The organism is Sphingomonas metalli, assembly GCF_014641735.1.
Lineage (GTDB): Bacteria > Pseudomonadota > Alphaproteobacteria > Sphingomonadales > Sphingomonadaceae > Sphingomonas > Sphingomonas metalli.
The window spans coordinates 165,334-187,087 of record NZ_BMIH01000004.1 but is presented as its reverse complement, the minus strand read 5'-3'; the positions used below and the strand labels follow the sequence as shown (position 1 = coordinate 187,087).

24 protein-coding genes are annotated in these 21,754 nt (G+C 70.5%); 14 read left to right on the top strand and 10 right to left on the bottom strand.

Annotated elements, in window-relative coordinates:
* Positions 1–32 precede the first annotated feature (32 nt).
* The 4 genes from IEX18_RS15220 to hemE all read right to left on the bottom strand — a co-directional run bounded on the left by IEX18_RS15220 (position 33) and on the right by hemE (position 4,548).
* Positions 33–749, bottom strand: a complete 717-nt coding sequence (locus IEX18_RS15220; RefSeq protein ID WP_188660083.1) for a TerC family protein — start codon at positions 747–749, stop codon at positions 33–35.
* A gap of 486 nt (positions 750–1,235) precedes the next feature.
* Positions 1,236–2,492 (bottom strand): transcription termination factor Rho, encoded by a 1,257-nt coding sequence (rho, locus tag IEX18_RS15215; protein ID WP_188659604.1) that lies wholly within the window; start codon positions 2,490–2,492, stop codon positions 1,236–1,238.
* Between the two features lie 483 nt (positions 2,493–2,975).
* A complete protein-coding gene (locus tag IEX18_RS15210) occupies positions 2,976–3,428 on the bottom strand; it encodes a CopD family protein (protein WP_188659603.1) in 453 nt (150 codons plus the stop codon).
* Between the two features lie 103 nt (positions 3,429–3,531).
* Positions 3,532–4,548 carry a uroporphyrinogen decarboxylase gene (hemE, locus tag IEX18_RS15205; RefSeq protein WP_188659602.1) on the bottom strand — a complete coding sequence of 339 codons (1,017 nt, stop codon included), beginning with the start codon at positions 4,546–4,548 and terminating at the stop codon, positions 3,532–3,534.
* 313 nt (positions 4,549–4,861) lie between these two features.
* On the opposite strand from hemE, the gene IEX18_RS15200 reads away from it, so the two are divergent.
* The 11 genes from IEX18_RS15200 (at position 4,862) to IEX18_RS15150 (ending at position 13,016) form a co-directional block, all read left to right on the top strand.
* Positions 4,862–5,677 carry a pyruvate, water dikinase regulatory protein gene (locus tag IEX18_RS15200; protein ID WP_188660080.1) on the top strand — a complete coding sequence of 272 codons (816 nt, stop codon included), beginning with the start codon at positions 4,862–4,864 and terminating at the stop codon, positions 5,675–5,677.
* Positions 5,678–5,690: 13 nt separating this feature from the next.
* Positions 5,691–6,296 carry a Maf family protein gene (locus tag IEX18_RS15195; RefSeq protein ID WP_188659601.1) on the top strand — a complete coding sequence of 202 codons (606 nt, stop codon included), beginning with the start codon at positions 5,691–5,693 and terminating at the stop codon, positions 6,294–6,296.
* Between the two features lie 553 nt (positions 6,297–6,849).
* Positions 6,850–7,662: a shikimate dehydrogenase family protein gene (locus IEX18_RS15190; protein ID WP_188659600.1), complete on the top strand. Its 813-nt coding sequence runs from the start codon at positions 6,850–6,852 to the stop codon at positions 7,660–7,662.
* Positions 7,659–8,255 (top strand): dephospho-CoA kinase, encoded by a 597-nt coding sequence (gene coaE / locus IEX18_RS15185; protein WP_188659599.1) that lies wholly within the window; start codon positions 7,659–7,661, stop codon positions 8,253–8,255. The genes IEX18_RS15190 and coaE overlap by 4 nt, the downstream gene beginning before the upstream one ends.
* 10 nt (positions 8,256–8,265) lie before the next feature.
* Positions 8,266–8,961 carry a DNA polymerase III subunit epsilon gene (dnaQ, locus tag IEX18_RS15180; protein WP_188659598.1) on the top strand — a complete coding sequence of 232 codons (696 nt, stop codon included), beginning with the start codon at positions 8,266–8,268 and terminating at the stop codon, positions 8,959–8,961.
* Positions 8,962–9,012: 51 nt separating this feature from the next.
* Complete coding sequence (gene hpf, locus IEX18_RS15175; protein ID WP_188659597.1) at positions 9,013–9,612, top strand: ribosome hibernation-promoting factor, HPF/YfiA family; 600 nt, start codon at positions 9,013–9,015, stop codon at positions 9,610–9,612.
* Between the two features lie 327 nt (positions 9,613–9,939).
* A complete protein-coding gene (locus tag IEX18_RS15170) occupies positions 9,940–10,407 on the top strand; it encodes a PTS sugar transporter subunit IIA (RefSeq protein ID WP_188659596.1) in 468 nt (155 codons plus the stop codon).
* Positions 10,397–10,861, top strand: coding sequence for a PaaI family thioesterase (locus tag IEX18_RS15165; RefSeq protein ID WP_188659595.1), 465 nt, complete (start codon positions 10,397–10,399; stop codon positions 10,859–10,861). The genes IEX18_RS15170 and IEX18_RS15165 overlap by 11 nt, the downstream gene beginning before the upstream one ends.
* Positions 10,862–11,182, top strand: a complete 321-nt coding sequence (locus IEX18_RS15160; protein ID WP_188659594.1) for a DUF1491 family protein — start codon at positions 10,862–10,864, stop codon at positions 11,180–11,182.
* Positions 11,183–11,335: 153 nt separating this feature from the next.
* Positions 11,336–12,007 carry a cell wall hydrolase gene (locus IEX18_RS15155; RefSeq protein ID WP_188659593.1) on the top strand — a complete coding sequence of 224 codons (672 nt, stop codon included), beginning with the start codon at positions 11,336–11,338 and terminating at the stop codon, positions 12,005–12,007.
* A 511-nt stretch (positions 12,008–12,518) separates the two neighbouring features.
* Positions 12,519–13,016 (top strand): MmcB family DNA repair protein, encoded by a 498-nt coding sequence (locus IEX18_RS15150; protein WP_188660077.1) that lies wholly within the window; start codon positions 12,519–12,521, stop codon positions 13,014–13,016.
* Between the two features lie 605 nt (positions 13,017–13,621).
* On the opposite strand, the gene IEX18_RS15145 is transcribed toward IEX18_RS15150, so the two are convergent.
* Positions 13,622–14,221: an ankyrin repeat domain-containing protein gene (locus IEX18_RS15145; RefSeq protein WP_188659592.1), complete on the bottom strand. Its 600-nt coding sequence runs from the start codon at positions 14,219–14,221 to the stop codon at positions 13,622–13,624.
* A 69-nt stretch (positions 14,222–14,290) separates the two neighbouring features.
* On the opposite strand from IEX18_RS15145, the gene IEX18_RS15140 reads away from it, so the two are divergent.
* Genes IEX18_RS15140 through IEX18_RS15130 form a run of 3 tightly spaced genes read left to right on the top strand, consistent with a single transcriptional unit; the run spans position 14,291 to position 16,015 of the window.
* Positions 14,291–14,881 (top strand): SCO family protein, encoded by a 591-nt coding sequence (locus tag IEX18_RS15140; protein ID WP_188659591.1) that lies wholly within the window; start codon positions 14,291–14,293, stop codon positions 14,879–14,881.
* Positions 14,882–14,891: 10 nt separating this feature from the next.
* On the top strand, positions 14,892–15,326 hold the full coding sequence (locus IEX18_RS15135) for a YcgN family cysteine cluster protein (RefSeq protein ID WP_188659590.1): 435 nt from the start codon (positions 14,892–14,894) through the stop codon (positions 15,324–15,326).
* Entirely contained in the window at positions 15,323–16,015 is a 693-nt protein-coding gene (locus tag IEX18_RS15130) for a M48 family metallopeptidase (protein WP_229664622.1), read from the top strand. Before IEX18_RS15135 ends, IEX18_RS15130 begins: the two co-directional genes overlap by 4 nt.
* Here the strand turns inward: IEX18_RS15130 and IEX18_RS15125 are convergent.
* The 5 genes from IEX18_RS15125 to IEX18_RS15105 form a co-directional block, all read right to left on the bottom strand.
* Complete coding sequence (locus IEX18_RS15125; protein WP_229664621.1) at positions 15,991–18,093, bottom strand: transglycosylase domain-containing protein; 2,103 nt, start codon at positions 18,091–18,093, stop codon at positions 15,991–15,993. The two genes, IEX18_RS15130 and IEX18_RS15125, sit on opposite strands and share 25 nt — an antisense overlap.
* Before the next feature lie 346 nt (positions 18,094–18,439).
* On the bottom strand, positions 18,440–18,838 hold the full coding sequence (msrB, locus tag IEX18_RS15120) for a peptide-methionine (R)-S-oxide reductase MsrB (RefSeq protein ID WP_188659588.1): 399 nt from the start codon (positions 18,836–18,838) through the stop codon (positions 18,440–18,442).
* 31 nt (positions 18,839–18,869) lie between these two features.
* Positions 18,870–19,967 (bottom strand): NAD(P)/FAD-dependent oxidoreductase, encoded by a 1,098-nt coding sequence (locus IEX18_RS15115; protein ID WP_188659587.1) that lies wholly within the window; start codon positions 19,965–19,967, stop codon positions 18,870–18,872.
* Positions 19,946–20,656, bottom strand: coding sequence for a methyltransferase domain-containing protein (locus IEX18_RS15110; protein WP_188659586.1), 711 nt, complete (start codon positions 20,654–20,656; stop codon positions 19,946–19,948). The genes IEX18_RS15115 and IEX18_RS15110 overlap by 22 nt, the downstream gene beginning before the upstream one ends.
* On the bottom strand, positions 20,650–21,717 hold the full coding sequence (locus IEX18_RS15105) for a type III polyketide synthase (RefSeq protein WP_188659585.1): 1,068 nt from the start codon (positions 21,715–21,717) through the stop codon (positions 20,650–20,652). The genes IEX18_RS15110 and IEX18_RS15105 overlap by 7 nt, the downstream gene beginning before the upstream one ends.
* Positions 21,718–21,754 lie beyond the last annotated feature (37 nt).

Sequence of the window (21,754 nt, the reverse complement as noted above, 5' to 3'; positions counted from 1 at the left end):
GGCACGAACGGCCCAGGGGGATGGCGTCGGCGCTACCGGAACAGGCTGATCAGCCCCAGCGTGTCCTCGCTGCCCACCCAGCCCTCATAGATCATCCGGAACGCCACGAAGACGATCACCGCCAGCCCGACATAGGCGATCCAGCGATAGCGATCGATGATGCGGGCGATGAAGTTCGCCGCCAGCCCCATCAGGGCCACCGACAGCAGCAGCCCGACGACGAGAATGCCGGGATGCTCGCGCGCCGCACCGGCCACGGCGAGGACGTTGTCGAGGCTCATCGACACGTCCGCCACCGCCACCGCCCAGGCGGCGGCGGCGAAGCTGCGCGCCGGCTTGAGGCCCGATGTCTCTTCGGCGGCGTCGGGATGGTGCCCGCCCTCGCGGATCTCGCGCCAGAACTTCCAGCTGACCCACAGCAGCAGCAGCCCGCCGGCGAAGATCAGCCCGACGATCCCCATCAGCCAGGTGACGATCAGCGCGAAGGCGATGCGCAGCACCAGCGCCGCGCCGATGCCGATCAGGATCACCTTCTTGCGCTGGTCGGCCGGCAGCCCCGCCGCGAGCGCGCCGACCACGATGGCATTGTCACCGGCCAGGACGAGGTCGATCATCAGCACCGAACCGAACGCCGCCAAGGCCGCCGGATCGCCGAGGTTGGAGAAGTCGTTGAGGATGTGCTGCCAGATCTCGGCAGGCGATCCGGGCCCCTGCACGGCCCCGGCGGCCGCTCCCGCGGCGGCAAGCATGGTTAGGATGGACAAGACGAAACGCTCCCGATGGGCCTGCCGGAAGCAACGGTCACGCGCCCGTCAGGGTTGCGTCATCCTTAGCGGAATGTGGCCGGTTCGGAAGGGTTGCTGGGCGATGGGTTGCACGGCCGCCCGATAGCCGGATGGCGAGCCGGGATGGAGTCACCCCATTCACGCCGTCCGTCATTCCCGCGAAGGCGGGAATCCAGATACGTGGGAGCCTTCCGCATCGTGCGCAAGCGTCAGAGGTTCTGGATTCCCGCCTTCGCGGGAATGACGGTGGGGTGAAGGTCCACCTCTCACCATCGATCCCGCATCGGCCGCTGGATCGGGCAGTGCTTCCCGCACCGGCTGTGCTCCGCCGCGGCGCGCTGGCCGGCGCGGACGCGACCGAGCGCCTCTACCAGCGCGCGTCGGGCCTCATCCTCGTTCGGGTCATGTTCCACGTGAAACACTGGAACATGACCCGAACAAAGGCGCAAGTCACTGGTTCATCGAGTCGAAGAAGTCTTCGTTGGTCTTCGAGTTCTTCATCTTGTCGAGCAGGAACTCCATCGAGTCGATGGTACCCATCTGCATCAGGATGCGGCGCAGGACCCACATCTTGGACAGCTTGTCCTTCTGGACCAGCAGCTCTTCCTTGCGGGTGCCCGACTTGCCCACGTCGAGCGCCGGGAAGATGCGCTTGTCGGCGACCTTGCGGTCGAGCACGATCTCGGAATTGCCGGTGCCCTTGAATTCCTCGAAGATCACCTCGTCCATGCGGCTGCCGGTGTCGATCAGCGCGGTGGCGATGATCGAGAGCGACCCGCCCTCCTCGATGTTGCGCGCCGCGCCGAAGAAGCGCTTGGGGCGCTGGAGCGCATTGGCGTCGACGCCGCCGGTCAGCACCTTGCCCGACGAGGGCACGACGGTGTTGTAGGCCCGGCCGAGGCGGGTGATCGAGTCGAGCAGGATCACCACGTCCTTCTTGTGCTCGACGAGGCGCTTGGCCTTCTCGATCACCATCTCGGCGACCTGGACGTGACGCTGCGCCGGCTCGTCGAAGGTCGAGGAGACGACCTCGCCGCGCACCGAGCGCTGCATGTCGGTGACCTCCTCGGGCCGCTCGTCGATCAGCAGGACGATCAGGAACACCTCGGGGTGGTTGTCGGTGATCGCCTTGGCGATGTTCTGGAGCATCACCGTCTTGCCGACGCGGGGCGGCGCGACGATCAGCGTGCGCTGGCCCTTGCCCTGGGGCGAGACGATGTCGATGACCCGCGCCGACTTGTCCTTCTGGGTCGGGTCGGCGGGGTCGAGGATCAGCTTCTGCTCGGGATAGAGCGGGGTGAGGTTGTCGAAATTGACGCGATGGCGGACCGCATCGGGATCGTCGAAATTGACGCTGGTGAGGCGGGTCAGTGCGAAATAGCGCTCGCCGTCCTTGGGCGCGCGGATCTCGCCCTCCACCGTGTCGCCGGTGCGCAGGCCGTGCTTGCGGACCTGATTGGGCGAGACATAGATATCGTCCGGCCCGGCGAGATAGTTCGCCTCGGGGCTGCGCAGGAAGCCGAAGCCGTCCTGCAGCACCTCGATCGTGCCCAGCCCCATGATCTGGTCGCCCTGCTCCGCCTGCTCCTTCAGGATGGCGAACAGCAGGTCCTGCTTGCGCAGCGTCGAGGCGCCCTCGACGCCCAGTTCCTCGGCCAGCTGCACCAGCTCGGCAGGAGTCTTCTTCTTCAGGTCTTTGAGATGCATGGGATAATCCGGATGCGAGCAGGCAGTGGGAGGTAGCTGGGACCGGCGGGTCGGAACGCGCGGGAGTTCGGCCGAAGCTGGAGGAAACGCGGATCGGCAGGACGCCGCTCTACGCGAGAGGGGGAGGTAAGCGTGGCAGGCGGCGGCGTCAAGCGGGATGCAGTACTATGGCAGCCGCGGAACGCGCTCCTGCGCCCCGCCCCTACATGTTATCCCGGCGCAGGCCGGGATCTTTATGGGGCAGGCGCTGAGCTTACCAGCCGGGAAACCTCAGCCTTCGCGAGACCTCTGCGAAAGTCTGAGTGTTCAACAAGCCTCGTCCACCCCGGCGAAGGCCAGGGTCCAGTTAGGTGGAGCTTTGCAATAACTTACTGCCGTCTCCCGACTGGACCCCGGCCTCCGCCGGGGTGGACGGAAGATTTTTGCAAAGGTCTCGCCTTCGCTGGGGAGACGTTTGGGGCAGGACTGACGATCAGGACCCCCTCACCCCAGCGGCTTCACGAACACCAGGATCACGATCAGCGCCGCGGCGAGCGCCGGCACCTCGTTGAGCATGCGCAGCTGCCGCCCGGTCAGCGACGGCGCGCCGCGGGCGAGCTTCCTGGCATAGCCGACCGCCCAGCCATGATAGCCCGACAGCACCAGGACCAGCAGCAGCTTGGCATGGAGCCACCCTGCCCCCCAATGCTGCCCCACCGTCGCCAGCGTGAGGCCCAGCACCCAGACGACGATCATCGCCGGGGTGAGGATGATGTGGCGGATCTTGCCCTCCCGCTCCACCCACAGCGCCGCCTCCTCGCTGCGGCCGGCGGCGAGCGCTTCCTGATGGTAGACGAGGTAGCGGGGCAGCATGAACAGCCCCGCCATCCAGAAGATCACGAAGATCACATGCGCCGCGACGATCCACAGATAGGCGGCGCCGAGAAGCTCGATCATGTTTCGGTCCCCTGCATCATCAACATCGGTCGCTCGCCCCCATGCCCTTCGACAGGCTCAGGGCGAACGGGTGAATGGTGGCCCTGCCGTCCGGCCTCGCCCGTCATCCCCGCAACCGGTCGAGCAGCCGCTCGACATGCGCGATCGGCGTGTCGGGCAGGATGCCGTGGCCCAGGTTGAAGACGTGCGGCCGGTCGGCCAGCGCGGCGATGATACGGTCCACCGCCGCGTCGAGTTCCGCGCCCCCGGCGATCAGCGCGAGCGGGTCGAGATTGCCCTGCACCGGCATGTCCGCCGGCAGCGCGCCATGCGCCCAGACCGGGTCAACCGTCTCGTCCAGCCCGATCGCGTCCACCCCCGTCTCGCGGGCATAGGCGGGGAGCTTGCCCCCGGCCCCCTTGGGAAAGCCGATGATGGTCAGGTCCGGCCGCCGCGCCCGCAGCCCGGCGACGATCGCGGCATTGGGGGCGATGACCCAGCGTTCGAACTGCGCCGGCGAGAGCGATCCGGCCCAGCTGTCGAACAGCTGCACCGCCTCCACCCCCGCATCGGCCTGCGCGACCAGATAGTCGATCGTCATCGCCACGATCGTCTCGACGATCGCGGCGAACGCGCCCGGGTCGCGATAGGCGTAGCGGCGGGTCTCGCCCTGATCCTTCGACCCCTGCCCCGCCACCATATAGGTCGCGACCGTCCAGGGACTGCCGGCAAAGCCCAGAAACGTGGTCTGTGGGGGCAAGGCGGCGGCGACGCGGCGCACGGTCTCGTAGACCGGCTCGAGCCGCTGTGGGGCCCTCTCCAGCGCCGCCAGCGCATGGTCGACCAGCGGCGGCGACAGGCGCGGTCCCTCCCCTGCCCCGAAGCTCAGGTCCTGCCCCAGCGCCCAGGGCACCATCAGGATGTCCGAGAAGAGGATGGCGCCGTCGAAGCCGAAGCGGCGGATCGGCTGGAGCGTCACTTCGGCCGCGGCGGCGGGATCGGTGGCGAGCGCGAGAAAGCCCCCCTTCTCCGCCCGCAGCGCGCGATATTCGGGAAGGTAGCGCCCCGCCTGGCGCATCAGCCAGACCGGCAGCCCAGCCTGCCGCTCGCCCCGCAGCGCCGCCAGCAGCGGTTTGTTCACAACGTCGGTCAGCGCCTTCTTCCTCTATATAAGAAGATTGAAAAGAGAGATGATGATGGGGTTGGCAGGTGGGTGACGTGGCTTATTCGCCGGTGCCGGAAATGCCAACAGCTTGACCCGCCGGAGCCCGCGGAAACCGGCGCGATTCGCCCCCTTCGTCCCCGTTATCCACAGGCTGTGGACGATCGGCCCGCCTGTGGATCGGGCTGTGGATGGACCGGCGCTTGTCCACCGGTTGGCGGGGCCGCCGGGTTGCGCTAGCGTCGGTCCACCGGCTTATCCACAGAACCGCCAAAGGTGCCTGAAAATGACCCTGACGCGGCTGCACCTCCACCTCCTGTCGGACTCGACCGGCGAGACGCTGGAGAATATCGCCAAGGCCGCGCTCGCCCAGTTCGACGATGTCGAGACGGTGCGCCATTTCTGGCCGATGGTCCGCACCGAGGCGCATCTGGAGCGCATCCTGCAGGAGATCGCGCAGAATCCCGGGCTGGTCGTCTACACGCTGGTCAATCCGGCGACGCGGCGCATCCTGGAGACGCGGTGCAGCACGCTCGGCCTGCCCGCGGTGGCGCCGCTCGATCCGGTCAGCGACGCGCTGTCGGCGATGCTGGGGCAGCAGGCCAAGGCGCGGCCGGGCCGCCAGCACGCGCTCGACGCGGCCTATTTCGCGCGGGTCGATGCGATCCAGTGGACGATCGCGCACGACGACGGCATCGCCTGGGAGGAATGGGAGGAGGCGGACATCCTGCTCGCGGGCGTGTCGCGCTCGTCCAAGACGCCGACCTCCATCTATCTCGCCAATCGCGGCTACAAGACCGCCAACATCCCGATCGTGGTGGAAAGCCCGCCGCCGCGCGCGCTGTTCGCGCTGCGCCGGCCGCTGGTGGTGGGGCTGACGACCAGCGCCGACCGGCTGATCCAGGTCCGCCGCAACCGCCTGCTGTCGCTCAACCAGCAGCCCGACACGCCCTATGTCGAGGAAGAGGCGGTGCAGCGCGAGATCGCCTTCGCCCGGCGCATGTTCGCCGATCAGGGATGGCCGGTGATCGATGTCACCCGCCGCTCGATCGAGGAGACGGCGGCGGCGGTGGTCTCGCTCTTCCAGCAGCGCCGCGGCGGCAAATAGGGGGCTGACGCGCATGTCGAACCGGATACCGGACCTGATCCTCGCCTCGCAGAGCGCCTCGCGCAGGGCGATGCTCGAGGCGGCGGGCGTGCCCTTCGCCGCGGTGGCGGCGCGGGTGGACGAGGAGGCGGCCAAGGCCGCGCTCGCCGACCTGTCCCCCCGCGACCTCGCCGATGCGCTGGCGGAGCTGAAGGCGCTGAAGATCGCGCGGCAGGTGACGGGGGCGCTGGTGCTCGGCTCGGACTCGCTGGTCGCGCTGGCGGACGGCAGCCGGCTCGACAAGCCCGAAAGCCGCGAGGCGGCGGCCGCGCATCTGGCGCGGATGTCGGGCGGGACGCACGAGCTGTGGAGCGCGGCGGTGATCGCCGAGAACGGCACGCCCGTCTGGCGCCATGTCGAACGCGCGAGGCTGTTCGTGCGGCCGCTGTCGCCGGGGTTCGTCGAGTCCTATCTGGATGCGGAATGGCCGGCGATCGCGGGCTGCGTCGGCTGCTTCCGGATCGAGGGGCGGGGGGTGCAGCTCTTCTCGCGGGTGGAGGGGAGCCACTTCACCATCCTCGGCATGCCGCTGCTGCCGGTGCTGGGCTATCTGCGCGAGCGGGGGGTAATGGCGGGGTAGGGGGGATATCTCCCCGTCATGCCGGACGTGTTCCGGCATCCACCGCGCCACAAACGTACACGCCGTCGAATGTGCGGTACCGTGGATCCCGGAACAGGTCCGGGATGACGATCGGAAGATGCCACCGTCGCGATCTTCACGGAGGTGTGTGAGGGTGGGACCGGGAAGGAAGAAGGGGTTCGCGCGGAGGCGCGGAGGCGCGGAGGTGGCGGGCGAGGGGGCGTCGCGCGATCCTTCGGCCGGGGTGGTGCCTCTGCGCTCTCTGCGCCTCTGCACGAGGCTTTTCGGGTGGTTCGGCAAGGGTGACGTTGCGAGCCTTATGCGGGCTTCGCGTTCATAGGCCCCCGGCTTTCGCCGGAGAAACGGGAGAGAGAGAGAGTCGGACCTCTTCCTTCGTCATTCCCGCGAAGGCGGGAATCCAGAACCTCTGACGGTTGCGCGGAATGCGGCAGGCTTCCGCGCGTCTGGATTCCCGCCTTCGCGGGAATGACGGATGGGGGGGTTCGCCGCCCGATGGGGTTACGACGCGGCGGCGATGTTATAAGGCCGCCTCATGACCCGCCCCTATGCCGAGGTGATCGGCGATCCCATCGCCCAGTCCAAGTCGCCCCTCATCCACCGGTTCTGGGCCGAGCAGCTGGGGCTGGACGTTGACTATCGCGCCCTGCACGTCCCCGCCGCCGACCTGGCCGGCTATTTCGCCGCGCGGGCGGCCGATCCGGCGTGGCGGGGGTGCAACGTCACCGTGCCCCACAAGGTCGCCGCGCTCGACCATGTCGCCGATCCGGGCGACGTGCGCGGGACGATCGGGGCGATCAATACCGTGTTCCGGCAGGAGGATGGCACGCTCGCGGGGACCAATACCGATGCCGCGGGCTTCTGGACGCCGATCGCGGGGCTCGACCTCGCCGGCAAGCCGGTGACGGTGATCGGCGCGGGCGGGGCGGCGCGGGCGATCCTGTGGGCGCTGGCCCGGGTCGGCGCGGGGCCGGTGACGGTGATGAACCGCAACGTGCTGAAGGCCGCGGGGCTGCTCGCCGCCTTCGGGCTGAAGGGGCAGGCGCTGCCGCTCGGCCCGGCCGCGCCGCCCGCGGCGCTGCTCGTCAACGCCTCGAGCCTCGGCATGACCGGCCAGCCGCCGCTGAGCCTCGACCTGTCGGCGCTGCCCGAGGACGCCGTGGTCTATGACGCGGTCTATGCGCCGCTCGAGACCGATCTGCTCGCCGCGGCGCGGGCGCGCGACCTCGACACGGTCGACGGGCTGGAGATGCTGGTGGGGCAGGCGGCGGTCGCCTTCGCCATCCTGTTCGGCGCCGAGCCGCCGCGCGACCGCGACGACGCCCTGCGCGCGCTGCTGACGGCATGACGATCCGCCTTGGCCTCACCGGATCGATCGGCATGGGCAAGTCGACCGTCGCGGCGATGTTCGCGGCGGACGGCGTGCCGGTGTTCGACGCCGATGCGGAGGTGCACCGGTTGCAGGGGCCGGGCGGCGCGCTGGTGCCGGCGATCGAGACGGCCTTTCCGGGCACGACCGGGCCGGGCGGCGTGGATCGCGCCGCGCTCGGCCGGGCGGTGCTGGCCGATGATGACGCCATGACGCGGCTGGAGCGGATCGTGCATCCCGCCGTCTTCGCCGCCCGCGCCGCCTTCCTCGCCGCGCATCGGCACGCGCCGCTCGTCCTGCTCGACATCCCGCTGCTGTTCGAGACGGGCGGGGAAGGGGGGGTGGACCGGATCGCGGTCGTCTCCGCCGCCCCCGCGGTGCAGCGCGCCCGCGTGCTGGCGCGGCCGGGGATGACCGAGGCGAAGTTCGCCGCGATCCTCGCCCGCCAGCTGCCCGATGCCGAAAAGCGCGCCCGCGCCGATCATGTCATCGCGACCGACGTCCCGCTCGCCGACACGCGCGCGGCGGTGCGCGCGGTGATCGCTTGCATGGGGGCGGGCGGAGGCCGATAACGTCGCGCCTATGCGCGAGATCGTGTTCGACACCGAGACCACCGGCTTCAAGTTCAACGAGGGCGACCGGCTGGTCGAGATCGGCTGCGTCGAGCTGGTCAACCGGGTCGAGACGGGCCGCATCTTCCACGCCTATTATTGCCCCGAGCGCGACATGCCGGCCGAGGCGGAGCGGGTGCACGGCCTGTCGACCGCCTTCCTCTCCAAATTCCCGGTCTTTGCCGAAGGGGTGGCGGAGCTGCTCGATTTCCTCGGCGATGCGCCGCTGGTCGCGCACAATGCCGGATTCGACTTCGGCTTCCTCAACGGCGAGCTGGGCGCGCTGGGCTTTCCGCCGATCTGCCACAGGACGCGGATGGTCGACACGCTGCAGATCGCGCGCACCCGCCATCCGGGCGCGAAGCATACGCTCGACGCGCTGTGCACCCGCTTCGGCATCGATCGCTCGCACCGCGTCCATCACGGCGCGCTGCTCGACGCGCAGCTGTTGTCGCAGGTCTATGTCGAGCTGCTCGGCGGGCGGCAGATCGGGCTGGGGCTGGCCGACACGCTGGTCGTCGCCGATACGGGCCCGATCGTCGCCGAAACGCCGCGCCGGCAGCGCGCACCGCGGGTTTTCACCGTCCCCGAGGGAGAACTTGCCGCGCATGCGGCGTTCATGAAGGGGATCAGTGATCCGATCTGGGGGGCCGGGGCGTCCGGATGACGCCGCGACCGGACGGAGCCAACAGGACCGTCGGGATGGAAGGAGAAGACGATGGATATCCGGGTATCAGGTCATCAGGTCGAGACGGGCGATGCGCTCAAGACCCATGTGCAGGACCGGCTCCAGGGTATCGCGGACAAGTATTTCAGCCGCGCCATCTCGGCTGAGATCACGTTCGGCAAGGGCCCGCACGATGTCGGGTTCAAGTGCGACGTCGTGATGCACGTGATGAAGGGCCTGGTGCTCAAGGGCCGGCATGAGGCGCATGACGCCCATCCCGCCTTCGACGGCGCGGCCGAGAAGATCGAGAAGCAGCTGCGCCGCTACATGCGCCGGCTGAAGGACCGCAACGCCGGGGCCGCGATCGAGCTGGCCGAGGCGACCGGCTACGACAATGCCGGCTACACGCTGTTCGCCGAGCAGGTGGACGAGGACGAGGCGGGCGACGCGCCCCTCATTATCGCCGAGACGCGGGTCGACGTGCCCGACGCCAGCGTCAGCGACGCGGTGATGATGCTCGACCTGCGCAACACCGCCGCGCTGCTGTTCCGCAATTCGGGCACGGGCGCCTACAACATGGTCTATCGCCGCGGCGACGGCACGATCGGCTGGGTCGAGCCGCAGCGGGTGAGCGCCGGCCAGGCGGGGTAATGTTTCGCGGGAGGGGGGCCGTTGGCCTCCCCTCCCTATCCCCGAGGGGCTGTTCCACGCGGCCGGAACCGTCGCCCCAGCGAGGGCTGGGGCCTTATTCGGCTTTTGCCGCGCGCCATAACCGGGAGATCCCAGCCTTCGCTGGGATGACATTGGCTTTGCAGGCTCGTTTGCTGGGCACGACGATAGGTGGTGGACCCATCGAACATTTCGCCCTGTGCGCAGTCGCCTGCGTCATCCCCGACCCCTGATAGGCCGCCCGCGCTTGCCACCCCCGCCGCCCGCTTCTAAGGGCCGCGCGAGGGGCGTTTCATTCAGAGTCTCGCAATGACCGATTTCAGCGACCTGCTGCGCCCCGAGGCGGTCCTCGCCGGGCTCGCGGTCGCCAGCAAGAAGGCGCTGTTCCAGCAGGTCGCCGCCATCGCCGCCACGTCCGCCGGGCTCGATCCCGCGCTGGTCGCCGAGCGGCTCGGCGCGCGCGAGAAGCTCGGATCGACCGGCTTCGGCGGCGGCGTCGCGATTCCCCATGCCAAGCTCGCCGGGCTGGAGGCGCCGGTCGGCGTCTTCGTCCGGCTCGCCCAGCCGATGGCGTTCCAGGCGGTCGACGACCTGCCGGTCGACCTCGTCTTCGCGCTGCTCTCGCCCGAACGCGCGGGCTCGGTCCATCTCAAGGCGCTGGCGCGGGTGTCGCGGCGGATGCGCGACCAGGCGTTCCTCGCCAAGCTGCGCGGCGCGGGCTCGCGCGATGCGCTCTATGCGCTGTTCACCACCGCCGAAACCCGGCATGCCGCCTGAGGCGGGACTGGCCGGGCAGGCGGCGCATTTCCGCGCGCTCGAGGGGCTCTATGCCGCCGCGCCGATCAACCGCTTCTTCGAATCGACGCTGACGATCGTGGCCGAGGGGGTGGCGCGGATCGGCTTCACCCTCGACGAGCGGCATTTCCACGCCGCGGGCGCGGCCCACGGCACCAGCTATTTCAAGATGCTGGACGATGCCGCCTTCTATGCGTGCAACAGCCTGGTCAGCGACCGTTTCCTGCTGACCACCGCCTTCAACCTGCTGCTCACCAAGCCGCTGGGGCCCGGGCCGGTGGTGGCGGAGGGGCGCTGGATCTCCGGCCGGCGGCGGGTGTTCGTCGGCGAGGCGCGGCTGATCGATGCCGAGGGCGAGGAGGTGGCGCGGGGCACCGGCACCTTCATGCGCTCGCGCATCGCGCTGGCCGGCCTGCCCGGCTATGCGGCGGGCTGAATGGACCGGCTGCCAAGCGGCCTGCTGGTCGGCGCGATGCTGCGCCGGGCGAACGATGCGGGCGGATCGGGCATGGTGCTGGCGAAGGGCGATGCCCAGGCGGGCGGCATCCTGGCGCTGGTCGTCGAGGACGGCCGCGAGCGGCTGTTCGAGCGCGGGCTCGGCCCCGACGGCGCGCCGGCGCTGATCGAGTCGACCCCGCGCGACGACGTGACCGGCTATTGGCAGCGGCGCCGCGCGCGCGATCCCGACCTGTGGGTGATCGAACTGATCGTCGCGGGTGCGCAACGACTCGTCGCCGAAACGATCGCGGCGAGTTGACGCGCGCGGGCCGGCGGGCGAGCGGGGGCCATCGTCAAAGGCGTTGTGCCGTGGCCGGGTGCGATCCGGGTCGGTTACGCAGTCGGGGGGCAGCCCGGACGATCGCTTCCTGAGCGGTCGTGCCGTGATCCAACCGCATATCGTTTCGAGTGAATGACCCTGATTTCGCGGGTCGCGTCTTTCGCGGCCATGACCCTGACTGCCGCCGGGCTGCTGACCACCTCGCCCGGCTGGGCCACCGGCCTCGATCAGTCGCTGATCGCAGCTCCCGGCCTCGCCACGATCAACACGCTGGCGCCCCATATGGTTCCTGCGGTCGAGACGACCGCCACCGTGGTCGAGCCCGCGGCGCCCGAGGCGCCCGCTCCCACCGAGCAGACCGGCCCGCAGGCCGATCAGGACGATCAGGATTTCGCGACCCTCGCCGACGCCGTCGCCGCGCAGGATGCCTCCGCCGAGATGGACGAGGCGACCCGCTGCCTCGCCGGCGCGATCTATTTCGAGGCGAAGGGCGAGCCGCTGACCGGCCAGCTCGCCGTCGCCGAAGTCGTCATCAACCGCGCCAAGTCGGGTCGCTTCCCGACCGACCTGTGCAGCGTGATCAAGCAGCGCGGCCAGTTCGGCTTCGTCCGCGACGGCCGCATCCCCGCGATCGACCAGGGCCGCACCAGCTGGCGCACCGCCGTCGCCGTCGCCCGCGTGGCGCTGGCCGACATGTGGGACTCGGCCGCGTCGAACGCGCTCTACTTCAACGCGCACGGCCGCTCGCCCGGCGCCGGCATCCGCAAGATCGCCGCTATCGGGAACCACGTCTTCTATCGATGATGGCGCGGCCGGGCTGACCCTGCCGGTGTGACGGGAAGGAGCCGTCCGGGGTGCCGTTGGGCGCTTCGGGCGGCTTTTTCGTGGGGGCGGATGGAGACCGGATCCTTCCGTCATCGCGGCGCCGGCAGGGCATCTGCCCAAAGGCCGTCATCCCCGCAAAGGCGAGACCTCTGCGAAGGCCCGAGCGGTCACCATTCCGCGTCCACCCCGGCGCAGGCCGGGGTCCAGCTGGGTGAAGCTTTGCGATGACGTACTGCCGTTTCCCGACTGGACCCCGGCCTTCGCCGGGGTGGACGGAGAGCTTTCGCAGAGGCTTCACCTCTGCGAGATGGCGGAAGTGGCTTTTTCGCGAGGGCCGGTAAGGTCAGGACTCGATGCGGCTCGGTCCCGATCTGTCGGGACGGGCCGCAGTTCGCGCCGAGGCGAACCCTTCGGAACAGCACGCACTTGCGCCACGCAACTTCCCGCCGGCGGCTCTTGCCATGTTCCCCTGATGTTCTATGACGAGGCGATGCTCGACGTCGCTCCGCCTTCCTGTCTCGACGGTAACGATCCCATGCTGTGCGCCGCGGACGTGGCGCGGGGGGTGGCGCGACTGCTCCTGCGGCACGACCTGGCGCCGATGGCGGAGGTGTCGCTGGAGGGCGGGAGGCGGGCCGATCTGATGGCGCTCGATCCGCGCGGCCAGATCGTGATCGTCGAGATCAAGGTGTCGCGCGCCGACCTGATGGGCGACGGCAAATGGCCCGACTATCTCGACCATTGCGACCGCTTCTTCTGGGCGGTGCCGGCCGGGTTCGACCTGCGCCCGCTCGATACGCCGGCCTTTCTGCCGGCGCGGACGGGGGTGATCGTCGCCGACCGCTATGATGCGGAGATCGTGCGCGAGGCGCATACCCATCCGCTGGCGGCCCATGCGCGGAAGCGGTGCACGCTCGCCTTCGCCCGCCGCGCGGCGCGGCGGGTCACGGCGCTGATGGATCCGGAAGGGGCGGGGCTGGCGGGGTAGGGGGCCGCGCTGGAGCGGTGATTTCCGTCGTCACCGTTTGCGCAAGGCCTCTGCGAAACTCTTCGATCCACCCCGGCGAAGGCCGGGGTCCAGTCGGGAGACGGCAGTAAGTTAGCGCGAAGCTTCGCCCAACTGGACCCCGGCCTTCGCCGGGGTGGACGAGAGTTGTTGATGGCGCTGGCTTGTGTCGAGGTCCCGCCTGCACGGGAATCAACAGTCGCGCCGATAGAGTTCTCCCATCGTCACCCCGGCGAAGGCCGGGGTCCAGTCGGGAGACGTCAGTAAGTTAGCGCGAAGCTTCGCCCAACTGGACCCCGGCCTTCGCCGGGGTGGACGCGAAGTGTTGACGGCGCTGGCTTGTGTCGAGGTCCCGCCTGCGCGGGGATCAACAGTCGCGCCGATAGCGGTTACCCATCGTCACCCCGGCGAAGGCCGGGGTCCAGTCGGGTGACGGCAGTAAGTTATCGCGAAGCTTCACCAAACTGGACCCCGGTCTCCGCCGGGGTGGACGAGAGCTGTTGAACACGCAGGCTTTCACAAGGGTCACAGCCTGCGCCGGGGCGACGATCATCGCGATGCGGATGACGCCCGGCGACGCCACTCCCTCAGCGCAGCTTCGGCCCCGCCACCTGCGGCTTGGCGCGCTTCGGCGTGTCCGCGAAGAGCTTGGCGATCGCGCCGGCGCGGGGGTCGGCGTCGGCATAGTCGCGGGCGGACTGGCCGGCCATCATGTCGCGCTGGTCGGGATCGGCATTGGCGGCGAGCAGCGTGCGGACGAGGTCGATGTCGCGCGCCTGCACCGCCAGGATCAGCGGGGTGACGCCCGAGGCGTTGCCGAGATTCACATTGGCGCGCGCGGCGACCAGGATCGGCACCAGGTCGCGCTGGCCGAGCTGGACCGCGAGCACCAGCGGGGTGTTGCCCTTGCCGTCGCGCAGGTTCGGGTCGGCGCCCTTCTGCAGCAGGTAGCGCAGATATTTGTCGTCGCCGCGCTTCACCACGATGTGGAGCGCGCCGTCGCCGGTGGTCACCTCGCGCGTGTTGATGATGTTGCTGCCGGGGCGATCGAGCATGTCGATCACCTCATTGCCCTTGGCCTCCTTCACGGCCTGCAGGAACTTGTAGCTCTCCGACTGGATCTGCGCGCCGGCGGGGGCAGCGAGCGCCAGGAGGAGCGCGGCGGGAAGAAGGAATCTGGCAGTCATGGAAGTCGTCCTCGGGTCCACCGGTGCTGCTTGCGCGGGCCGGGCTAACAGATCAAGGGTGGCTGCGCCATGAACCCGCGCCGCCTGATCCCGCTCATGCTGCTCGCGCTCGCCGCCTGCCAGCCCGCCGCTCCTGAGCAGAACGCCGCAGCCCCGCTGGCGGGGGCACGGATCGGCGGACCCTTTTCGCTCACCGACCAGAATGGCCGCACCGTCACCGAGCGGAGCTTCCCCGGCTCGTATCGGCTGATGTATTTCGGCTATACCTTCTGCCCCGATGTCTGCCCGACCGACGTCGCCTCGATCGCGGCGGGGCTGAAGCAGGTCGAGGCGAGCGATCCGACGCTGGCGGCGAAGGTGGTGCCGATCTTCGTGACCGTAGATCCCGAGCGCGACACGCCCGCGGTGCTGAAACAGTTCACCGCCGCCTTCCACCCGCGCCTCGTCGGGCTGACCGGCAGCCGCGACGCGATCGAGGCGGCGAAGAAGGCCTATGCCATCTATGCCGCCAAGGGCGCGGCGCAGCCGGGCGGCGGCTATCTGGTGGATCACTCGCGCCAGACCTATCTGATGGATCCGGACAACCGGCCGATCGCGCTCGTCCCGCAGGACAAGGGCGCGGATGCGGTGGCCGAGGCGATCCGCCAATGGGTGAAATGACGACGGGCCGATGACCACGCGCTTCTGGGAAGACACGCCGATCGAGCGGCTCGACCGCGGCCAGTGGGAGGCGCTGTGCGACGGCTGCGGCAAATGCTGCGTCCACAAGCTGGAGGACGAGGTGACGGGCGAGGTCTTCCCGACCAATGTCGCCTGCCGGCTGCTCGACCGGCGGACGGGCTTCTGTTCGGACTACAGGCACCGGCGCGCCTATGTGCCCGAATGCGTGCGGCTGACCGCAGGCAATGTGCGCGACATCGACTGGCTGCCCTCCACCTGCGCCTATCGGCTGCGCGCGAACGGCGAGGCGCTGCCCGACTGGCATTATCTCGTGTGCGGCGACCGCGAGGCGGTCCATGCGGCCGGCCAGTCGGTGCGCGGCTGGACGGTGAGCGAGGACGATGTCGGCGACATGGAGGACCATCTGGTCGACCGCATCCTGTGAGCGACGCGGGCGGGGGCATCGCCGGACTGGAGATCGTCCGCCATGCGCGGGCGCGGCGCTGCACCCTGTCGGTCGATCCCGCGAGCGGGCGGGCGCGGCTGGTGCTGCCGCGCCGCGCGCCGCTCCAGCCCGCGCTCGCCTGGGCGCAAGGCAAGGCGGAGTGGCTGGCGGCGCAGCGGGCGAAGCTGCCGGTGGCGCGGCCCTTCGCGCCGGGCACGGTGCTGACCGTCGCCGACCGCGCCCTCACGATCGTGCGCGAGGAGGGGCCGCGGCGGGCGCTACTGTGCGTCGGGGACGAGTTGCGCGTCGCCGGGCCGGAGGAGACGATCGCCCGCCGGGTCGAGGCGTGGCTGCGCCGCGCCGCGCTCGACCGGCTGACCGAGGAGACGGCGGAATATGCCGCCAGGGCCGGGGTGACGGTGGCGAAGGTCGCGGTCGGCGATCCGCTGCGCCGCTGGGGCAGCTGCGCGGCGACGGGGGTGATCCGCTATAGCTGGCGGCTGATCCTCGCCCCCGGTTGCGTCCGCCGGGCGACGGTGGCGCATGAGGTGGCGCATCGGGTGCATATGAACCACGGCCCCGCCTTTCACGCGCTGGTGGCGGAGCTGTACGGCGCAGACCCGGCCCCGTCGCGCGCCTGGCTGCGCGCGCACGGGGCGGGGCTTCACTGGATCGGGCGGACGTCCTGAGGTGGGCGCGCCGCGGGGACGGGCGCGGCGGGGGGCGTGCCGGGCACGTCGCGGCGGGGCGCGGGATCGCGGCGCGGCTGGCCCTCCGCGCCGCCCGCCGGGGCGGGGGCGCCGCCGCGGCCTGACACGCTGTCGATCAGATCGTCGAGCTGTTGCTGCGGGGTGCGCGGCGCGGGCGCGCGGGGCGTATCGTCGCCCTCGACCGGGACGGGCGGCGGCTGGTCGGCGGGCTGGGCGACCGGCTCGCCATTCTCGTCGACGAAGCTCGTATTGTCGGGCGCGCCGAAATAGCTCTCCTCATCGGGCTCGAGCTGCCATTCGGGCAGCGTCACCTGGGTGTCGAACTGCTCGATCGGGCGCGTCGCGGTGGCGGGGCGCATGAAGGCGGCGAAGGCGCGGGCGGGGGCGGTGCCGCCATGCAGGCCGCGCACGGGCTTGGCGTCGTCGCGGCCCATCCAGACGCCGGTGGTCAGGCCGCTGGAAAAGCCCAGGAACCAGCCGTCGCGCAGCGAGGTGGTGGTGCCCGTCTTGCCCGCCACCGGCCGGCCGATCTGCGCCTCGCGACCGGTACCGGTATTGACCGCGGTCTGGAGCAGGTCGGTCATCGCCGCGGCGACGTAGGGGGCGACGAGCACGCGGCTGCGATCGACCTCGTGCGTGTAGATCGTCTCGCCATTGGCGGTGACGCGGGTGATGCCATAGGGGACCACCGCCACGCCCTTGGCCGCGACGCTGGCGAAGGCGCGGGTCATGTCGATCAGCCGCACGTCGCTGGTGCCGAGCACCATGGCGGGATGGGTGTTGATCGGGGTGGTGATGCCGAAGCGGCGCGCCATGTCGGCGATGGTGTTGAAGCCGACCTCCTGCCCCAGCTTCGCCGCCACCGTGTTGAGCGAATAGGCGAAGGCGGTGCGGAGCGTGACGTTGCCGGAGTTGCGGCGCGAATCGTTGCGCGGGCTCCAGCCGTCGATCGTCACCGGCTCGTCGACCACCACGTCCTCGGGCTTGTGGCCTGCTTCCAGCGCGGAGAGGTAGACGAACAGCTTGAAGGCGGAGCCGGGCTGGCGCTGCGCCTGGGTCGCGCGGTTGTAGATCGAGGTGACGTAGTCGGTGCCGCCGACCATCGCCCGCACCGCGCCGTCGCGGTCGAGGCTGACCAGCGCGCCCTGCGCCCCGGCGGGGACGTTGGCGCGCACCGCGGCATCCGCCTGGCGCTGCATGGCGGGATCGATCGTCGTCCACACCTCCAGCGGGGCCTGGGTCTCGTCGATCAGCATGTCGAGCTGGGGCAGCGCCCAGTCGGTGAAGTAGCGCGCGCTGTTCTGCGGCGGCTCGGGCGCGAGCTTGAGCGAGCGGGGATCGGCCTGTTCGGCCTGGACCTGGCTGATATAGCCGTAGCGGACCATCTGGTCGATCACCACGCCGGCACGGCCGACCGCGGCATCGGCATCGGCGGTGGGCGAATAGTTGGACGGCGCCTTGACCAGGCCGGCGATCACCGCCGCCTCGGCGAGGCTCAGCCGGTCCGCGCCATGGCCGAAGAATTTGCGGCTGGCCGCGTCGATGCCATAGGCGCCGCCGCCATAATAGACCTTGTTGAGGTAGAGTTCGAGGATCTGGTCCTTGCTGAACTTGCGCTCCAGCGCCAGCGCCAGGATGCCCTCGCGGAACTTGCGGCCGAACTTCTTCTGGCTGTTGAGGAAGACGGTGCGCGCCAGCTGCTGGGTGAGGGTGGAGGCGCCCTGCACGTTGCGCCCGCGCTCGTAATTGACCCACAGGGCGCGGACCATGCCGACCGGGTCGACGCCCGGATGCGAGCGGAACCGCCGGTCCTCGACCGCGACGGTGGCGTCGCGCATCGCCTCCGGGATGCGATTATAGGGAAGCCATTCGCCATAGCTCGGCCCAAGCGAGACGATCACCGACCCGTCCGCGGCGTGGACGCGGATCATCTGGCCGTTGGGCGAGGATTTCAGCTCCTCGAAGCTCGGCAGCTGCGAGCGGGCGACATAGACCGCGATGACCAGCGCACCGAAGGCGAGCACCCCCAGCCCGATCAGGATCTTGAGGGCCAGCATCACACGCCGCCGCCAGAGCGGGGCAGGCGACCGGGACGAACGGGTTGCGGTACGCGGACGGGCCATGAGCGACGTGGCAAATACGCGGTAACCACGGCGGCAGCAAGCGGGGGGGTGGGGTTTGCCGCTGGGCGCTTCGCTTCGTCCTATACGTCCTTACCGTCACCCCGGCGAAGGCCGGGGCCCAGTTGGGAAGGTTGCCGTACCGGAGCGCTCCGCTCCAACACGTATGTTCCCCAACTGGGCCCCGGCCTTCGCCGGGGAGGCGGAGGTGGAACGGGCGCCGCTTGCGGCTATCCCCCTCCACCATGCTGCGCATGGTCCCCCTCCCCGTGCCGGGGAGGAATCACCCCTTGCGCGGGCGGAATTCCAGGGCGATCGAATTCATGCAGTAGCGCAGGCCCGTGGGCGGCGGGCCGTCGGGGAAGACGTGGCCGAGATGGCTGTCGCAGCGCGCGCAGCGGGTCTCGGTGCGGACCATGCCGTGGCTGTGGTCGCTATGGTCGGACACCCGGTCGGGCGCGATGGGCTGGGTGAAGCTGGGCCAGCCCGAGCCGCTGTCATACTTGTCGGCGCTGTCGAACAGCTCATTGGCGCAGGCCGCGCAGCGATAGATGCCGTCGGCCTTGTTGTCGGTCAGCGCGCCGGCATAGGCGCGCTCGGTGCCCGCCTCGCGCAGGACGTGATATTGCTCGGGCGTCAGGCGACGCCGCCATTCGGCTTCGGAAAGATTGATCTGGTCCATGGCCATGATGTCGTTCGCCCCCGCTGTCCGATCAAGAGGATCGTCTCTGTACGGAAGCGTGCCCGATCCGCGTGAGCCCGGCGATGACCTGGATCAGGGCCGGCGGCATGACGGCAAGCCAGCGCGCCGCGGCGGGGCGTTCGGAGAGGCGCCAGCACAGCCCCGCCACCGCCATCGGCCGCGCTGCGGCGCGGGCGAAGCGGCGCTGGTAGCGGTCGGCGGCGGTGGGGCCGCCCTGCACGAAGGCGGCGGCGGCGGCGACGCCGCTGGCGAGGGCGATGCCCATGCCCTCGCCCGCCAGCGAGGGGATCACGGCAGCCTGGTCGCCGAGGCGGAACAGGCCGGGCGTGCCGGCGCGCTGACGCCAGCCATAGGGGACGTTGGCGATCGCATCGATCGCCGGCGCATCGGCCATGTGCGCGAGTCGCTTGCCCAGCGCCGGTGACTCGGTGCCCAGCAGGGCGAGCAGCGCGGCGGGGGTGCCGGCGGCGTCGAGGCGCGAGCGGTGGACCGCCATGCACAGGTTGACGCTGCCATCCTCCTGCCGCGCCACCCCGGCATAGCCGCGGGCGAAACAGTGGAGCTCGATCGTGTCGCCGACCAGCCGGTCGAGCGCGGCCGAGGCGGGCAGGCGGACGCGCAAGCCGAGCACCGGATCGGCTCCCCGTGCCGCCTCCGGCCGGGCGAGGCCGCGCAAATCGTGCTTGCCGGTGGCGAGGAACAGGGCGGCGGGGTGGAGCATCGCGCCATCGGCCAGCCGCACCGCGCCCGCCTCCGCCGTACGGGCGGCGACGCCGCGCTCGACGCGGTCGACCTTCGCGAGCAGCGCCGCGTCGAGCGTGCGGCGCGAGACGGCCAGCGCGGGGCGGGGCAGGGGCGATTCGACCATCCGCTCCCCGGCAAAGAGCCGAACCCGGTCGATGCGGCGGCGGTTGAGCGTGTCGGGCTCGATGCCGAGCCGCGCCAGCGCCGCGAGCGACCGCCAGCTGAGGAAGCCGCCGCAGAGCGCATCGCCGGTCTCGCGCGTCCGCTCGAGCAGCAGCGGGCGATGGCCGGCGCGGGCGAGCGCGATCGCCGCCGCGGCCCCGGCCGGGCCGCCGCCCAGGATCAGCGGCTGGTGATGGCGCATCGCCGCTCGACGCAGAGGCGGAAGGGAAAGGCGCGGAACACCCGCGCCTCGCGCACCCCCGCCTCGCCGAGCAGCGTCGCCCAGTCGGGCGGGCGGAAGGCACGGGCGATTGAGACGGTGCCGTCATGGCGCACGATCGGATGCCAGCGCATGATCCGCGCGAGCAGCGGGAAGCTGCGATGGGCGACGGCGTGGCGATGGAGGTCGTTGACGAACCACGCGCCGGCATGCCCCTCCATCCAGCGGAGGAAGGCGACCAGCTCGACCCGCGTCATGTGATGCGCGACGAGGCTGGAGATGACCGCATCCCAGCCGCGCCCCATCAGCTCATAGTCGCCGATCCGGTAGCGGATCGACGAGCCGGGCGGGGTATGGAGCCGCGCGGCGTGGAGGCTGCGCGGATTGAGGTCGATCCCGACCAGCTCGACCGCGATGCCCCTGCGCGCCGCCCAGCGTTCGATCCGGCGGAGCATGTCGCCATCGCCGAAACCGACATCGAGAATGCGGAGCGAGCGGCGATCCGCCGCCAGCCGGTTCAGGAAGGCCAGGGTCGGCCGCGCCGCCAGCGTGACGCGGTTGACCCGCGCCAGATCGGCCATCACCGCGGCATAGGTGTCGGTATCGAGCCGCTCGGAGTCCATCAGCTCCTCGGCGACGAGCCGGTCCTTGAGCAGGGGATCGTTCAGCATCGCACGCTCCGGAAACCGAGGCCCTCGGCGGCGAGACCGGGGCCGAAGGCGAGGGCGACGCCCTGCGACACCGGCGGCCCGGCGAGCATCCGGGCGAGGGTGAAGAGCAGGGTCGCCGAGGACATGTTGCCATGGTCGCGCAGCACCGCGCGCGAGGCGTCGAGCGCGTCGGCGGGCAGCGCCAGCGCCTGCCCGACCGCATCGAGGATCGAGCGGCCGCCGGCATGGACCGCCCAGCCGTCGATCGCCGCCGCGCCATGGCCGGCGGTGACGGTCGCGGTGAAGGCGGGATCGGCGAGCGCGGTGCCGATCCGGCGCGGCACCTCGCCCGACAGGGCCATGACGAAGCCCCGATCGGTGATCGTCCAGCGGATCAGCGCGTCGCTGTCGGGCAGGGTGGCGGCGAAGGGCGCATCGAGCGCGAAGCCGGTCTCGTCCGCGGTGACCAGCGCCGCGGCCGCGCCGTCGCCGAACTGGAGCTGGGCGAGCAGGCTTTCGGGATCGGGCGTGTCCTGCAAATGGAGCGTCGACAGCTCGCAGGCGATGACGAGGACGCGGGCCGCCGGCTCCGAGCGGACGAGGTGGCGCGCGGTGCGCAGCGCGACGACCCCGGCATAGCAGCCCATGAACCCGATCAGCAGCCGCTCGACCGACCCCGCCAGCCCCAGCCGGCGCGCGACGATCTGGTCGAGGCCGGGCGCGACGAAGCCGGTGCAGCTGGCGACGACGAGATGGGTGATGCCGGCGAGCGACACCTGCGCCGCCAGCCGTTCGACCGCGGCGAGGGCCAGCGCCGGCGCAGCCTCGGCATAGACGGCCATGCGCGCGCCGGTGCCGGGCAGCGGATCGACGGCGTAGAAGCCGCCGGGCGCGGTCGGCGCACCGTCATCGGGCGCAGGCGGCAGCACCGACCAGCGATGGCCGATGCCGGCGCGGTTCGCCATGCGCTGGAACAGCCGGCGCGATTCGGGCGCGACCCGCCGCTCCGCCCAGTCGATGAAGGCGGCGTGGACGTCATGGTCGGGAACGGCGACGCCGATGGCGTTGATACAGGCCGGCAAGCAATAACCCTTTCGCCCGATCAACGCCGGGCAGGGC

Excerpts from the sequence above, each read along its gene's own strand:
- IEX18_RS15220 (WP_188660083.1), bottom strand. The coding sequence starts at position 749 with ATGCTTGCCGCCGCGGGAGCGGCCGCCGGGGCCGTGCAGGGGCCCGGA.
- rho (WP_188659604.1), bottom strand. The coding sequence starts at position 2,492 with ATGCATCTCAAAGACCTGAAGAAGAAGACTCCTGCCGAGCTGGTGCAG.
- IEX18_RS15210 (WP_188659603.1), bottom strand. The coding sequence starts at position 3,428 with ATGATCGAGCTTCTCGGCGCCGCCTATCTGTGGATCGTCGCGGCGCAT.
- IEX18_RS15195 (WP_188659601.1), top strand. The coding sequence starts at position 5,691 with ATGTCGAACCGGATACCGGACCTGATCCTCGCCTCGCAGAGCGCCTCG.
- IEX18_RS15190 (WP_188659600.1), top strand. The coding sequence starts at position 6,850 with ATGACCCGCCCCTATGCCGAGGTGATCGGCGATCCCATCGCCCAGTCC.
- coaE (WP_188659599.1), top strand. The coding sequence starts at position 7,659 with ATGACGATCCGCCTTGGCCTCACCGGATCGATCGGCATGGGCAAGTCG.
- dnaQ (WP_188659598.1), top strand. The coding sequence starts at position 8,266 with ATGCGCGAGATCGTGTTCGACACCGAGACCACCGGCTTCAAGTTCAAC.
- hpf (WP_188659597.1), top strand. The coding sequence starts at position 9,013 with ATGGATATCCGGGTATCAGGTCATCAGGTCGAGACGGGCGATGCGCTC.
- IEX18_RS15170 (WP_188659596.1), top strand. The coding sequence starts at position 9,940 with ATGACCGATTTCAGCGACCTGCTGCGCCCCGAGGCGGTCCTCGCCGGG.
- IEX18_RS15165 (WP_188659595.1), top strand. The coding sequence starts at position 10,397 with ATGCCGCCTGAGGCGGGACTGGCCGGGCAGGCGGCGCATTTCCGCGCG.
- IEX18_RS15160 (WP_188659594.1), top strand. The coding sequence starts at position 10,862 with ATGGACCGGCTGCCAAGCGGCCTGCTGGTCGGCGCGATGCTGCGCCGG.
- IEX18_RS15155 (WP_188659593.1), top strand. The coding sequence starts at position 11,336 with ATGACCCTGATTTCGCGGGTCGCGTCTTTCGCGGCCATGACCCTGACT.
- IEX18_RS15150 (WP_188660077.1), top strand. The coding sequence starts at position 12,519 with ATGCTCGACGTCGCTCCGCCTTCCTGTCTCGACGGTAACGATCCCATG.
- IEX18_RS15145 (WP_188659592.1), bottom strand. The coding sequence starts at position 14,221 with ATGACTGCCAGATTCCTTCTTCCCGCCGCGCTCCTCCTGGCGCTCGCT.
- IEX18_RS15140 (WP_188659591.1), top strand. The coding sequence starts at position 14,291 with ATGAACCCGCGCCGCCTGATCCCGCTCATGCTGCTCGCGCTCGCCGCC.
- IEX18_RS15135 (WP_188659590.1), top strand. The coding sequence starts at position 14,892 with ATGACCACGCGCTTCTGGGAAGACACGCCGATCGAGCGGCTCGACCGC.
- IEX18_RS15125 (WP_229664621.1), bottom strand. The coding sequence starts at position 18,093 with ATGCTGGCCCTCAAGATCCTGATCGGGCTGGGGGTGCTCGCCTTCGGT.
- msrB (WP_188659588.1), bottom strand. The coding sequence starts at position 18,838 with ATGGACCAGATCAATCTTTCCGAAGCCGAATGGCGGCGTCGCCTGACG.
- IEX18_RS15115 (WP_188659587.1), bottom strand. The coding sequence starts at position 19,967 with ATGCGCCATCACCAGCCGCTGATCCTGGGCGGCGGCCCGGCCGGGGCC.
- IEX18_RS15110 (WP_188659586.1), bottom strand. The coding sequence starts at position 20,656 with ATGCTGAACGATCCCCTGCTCAAGGACCGGCTCGTCGCCGAGGAGCTG.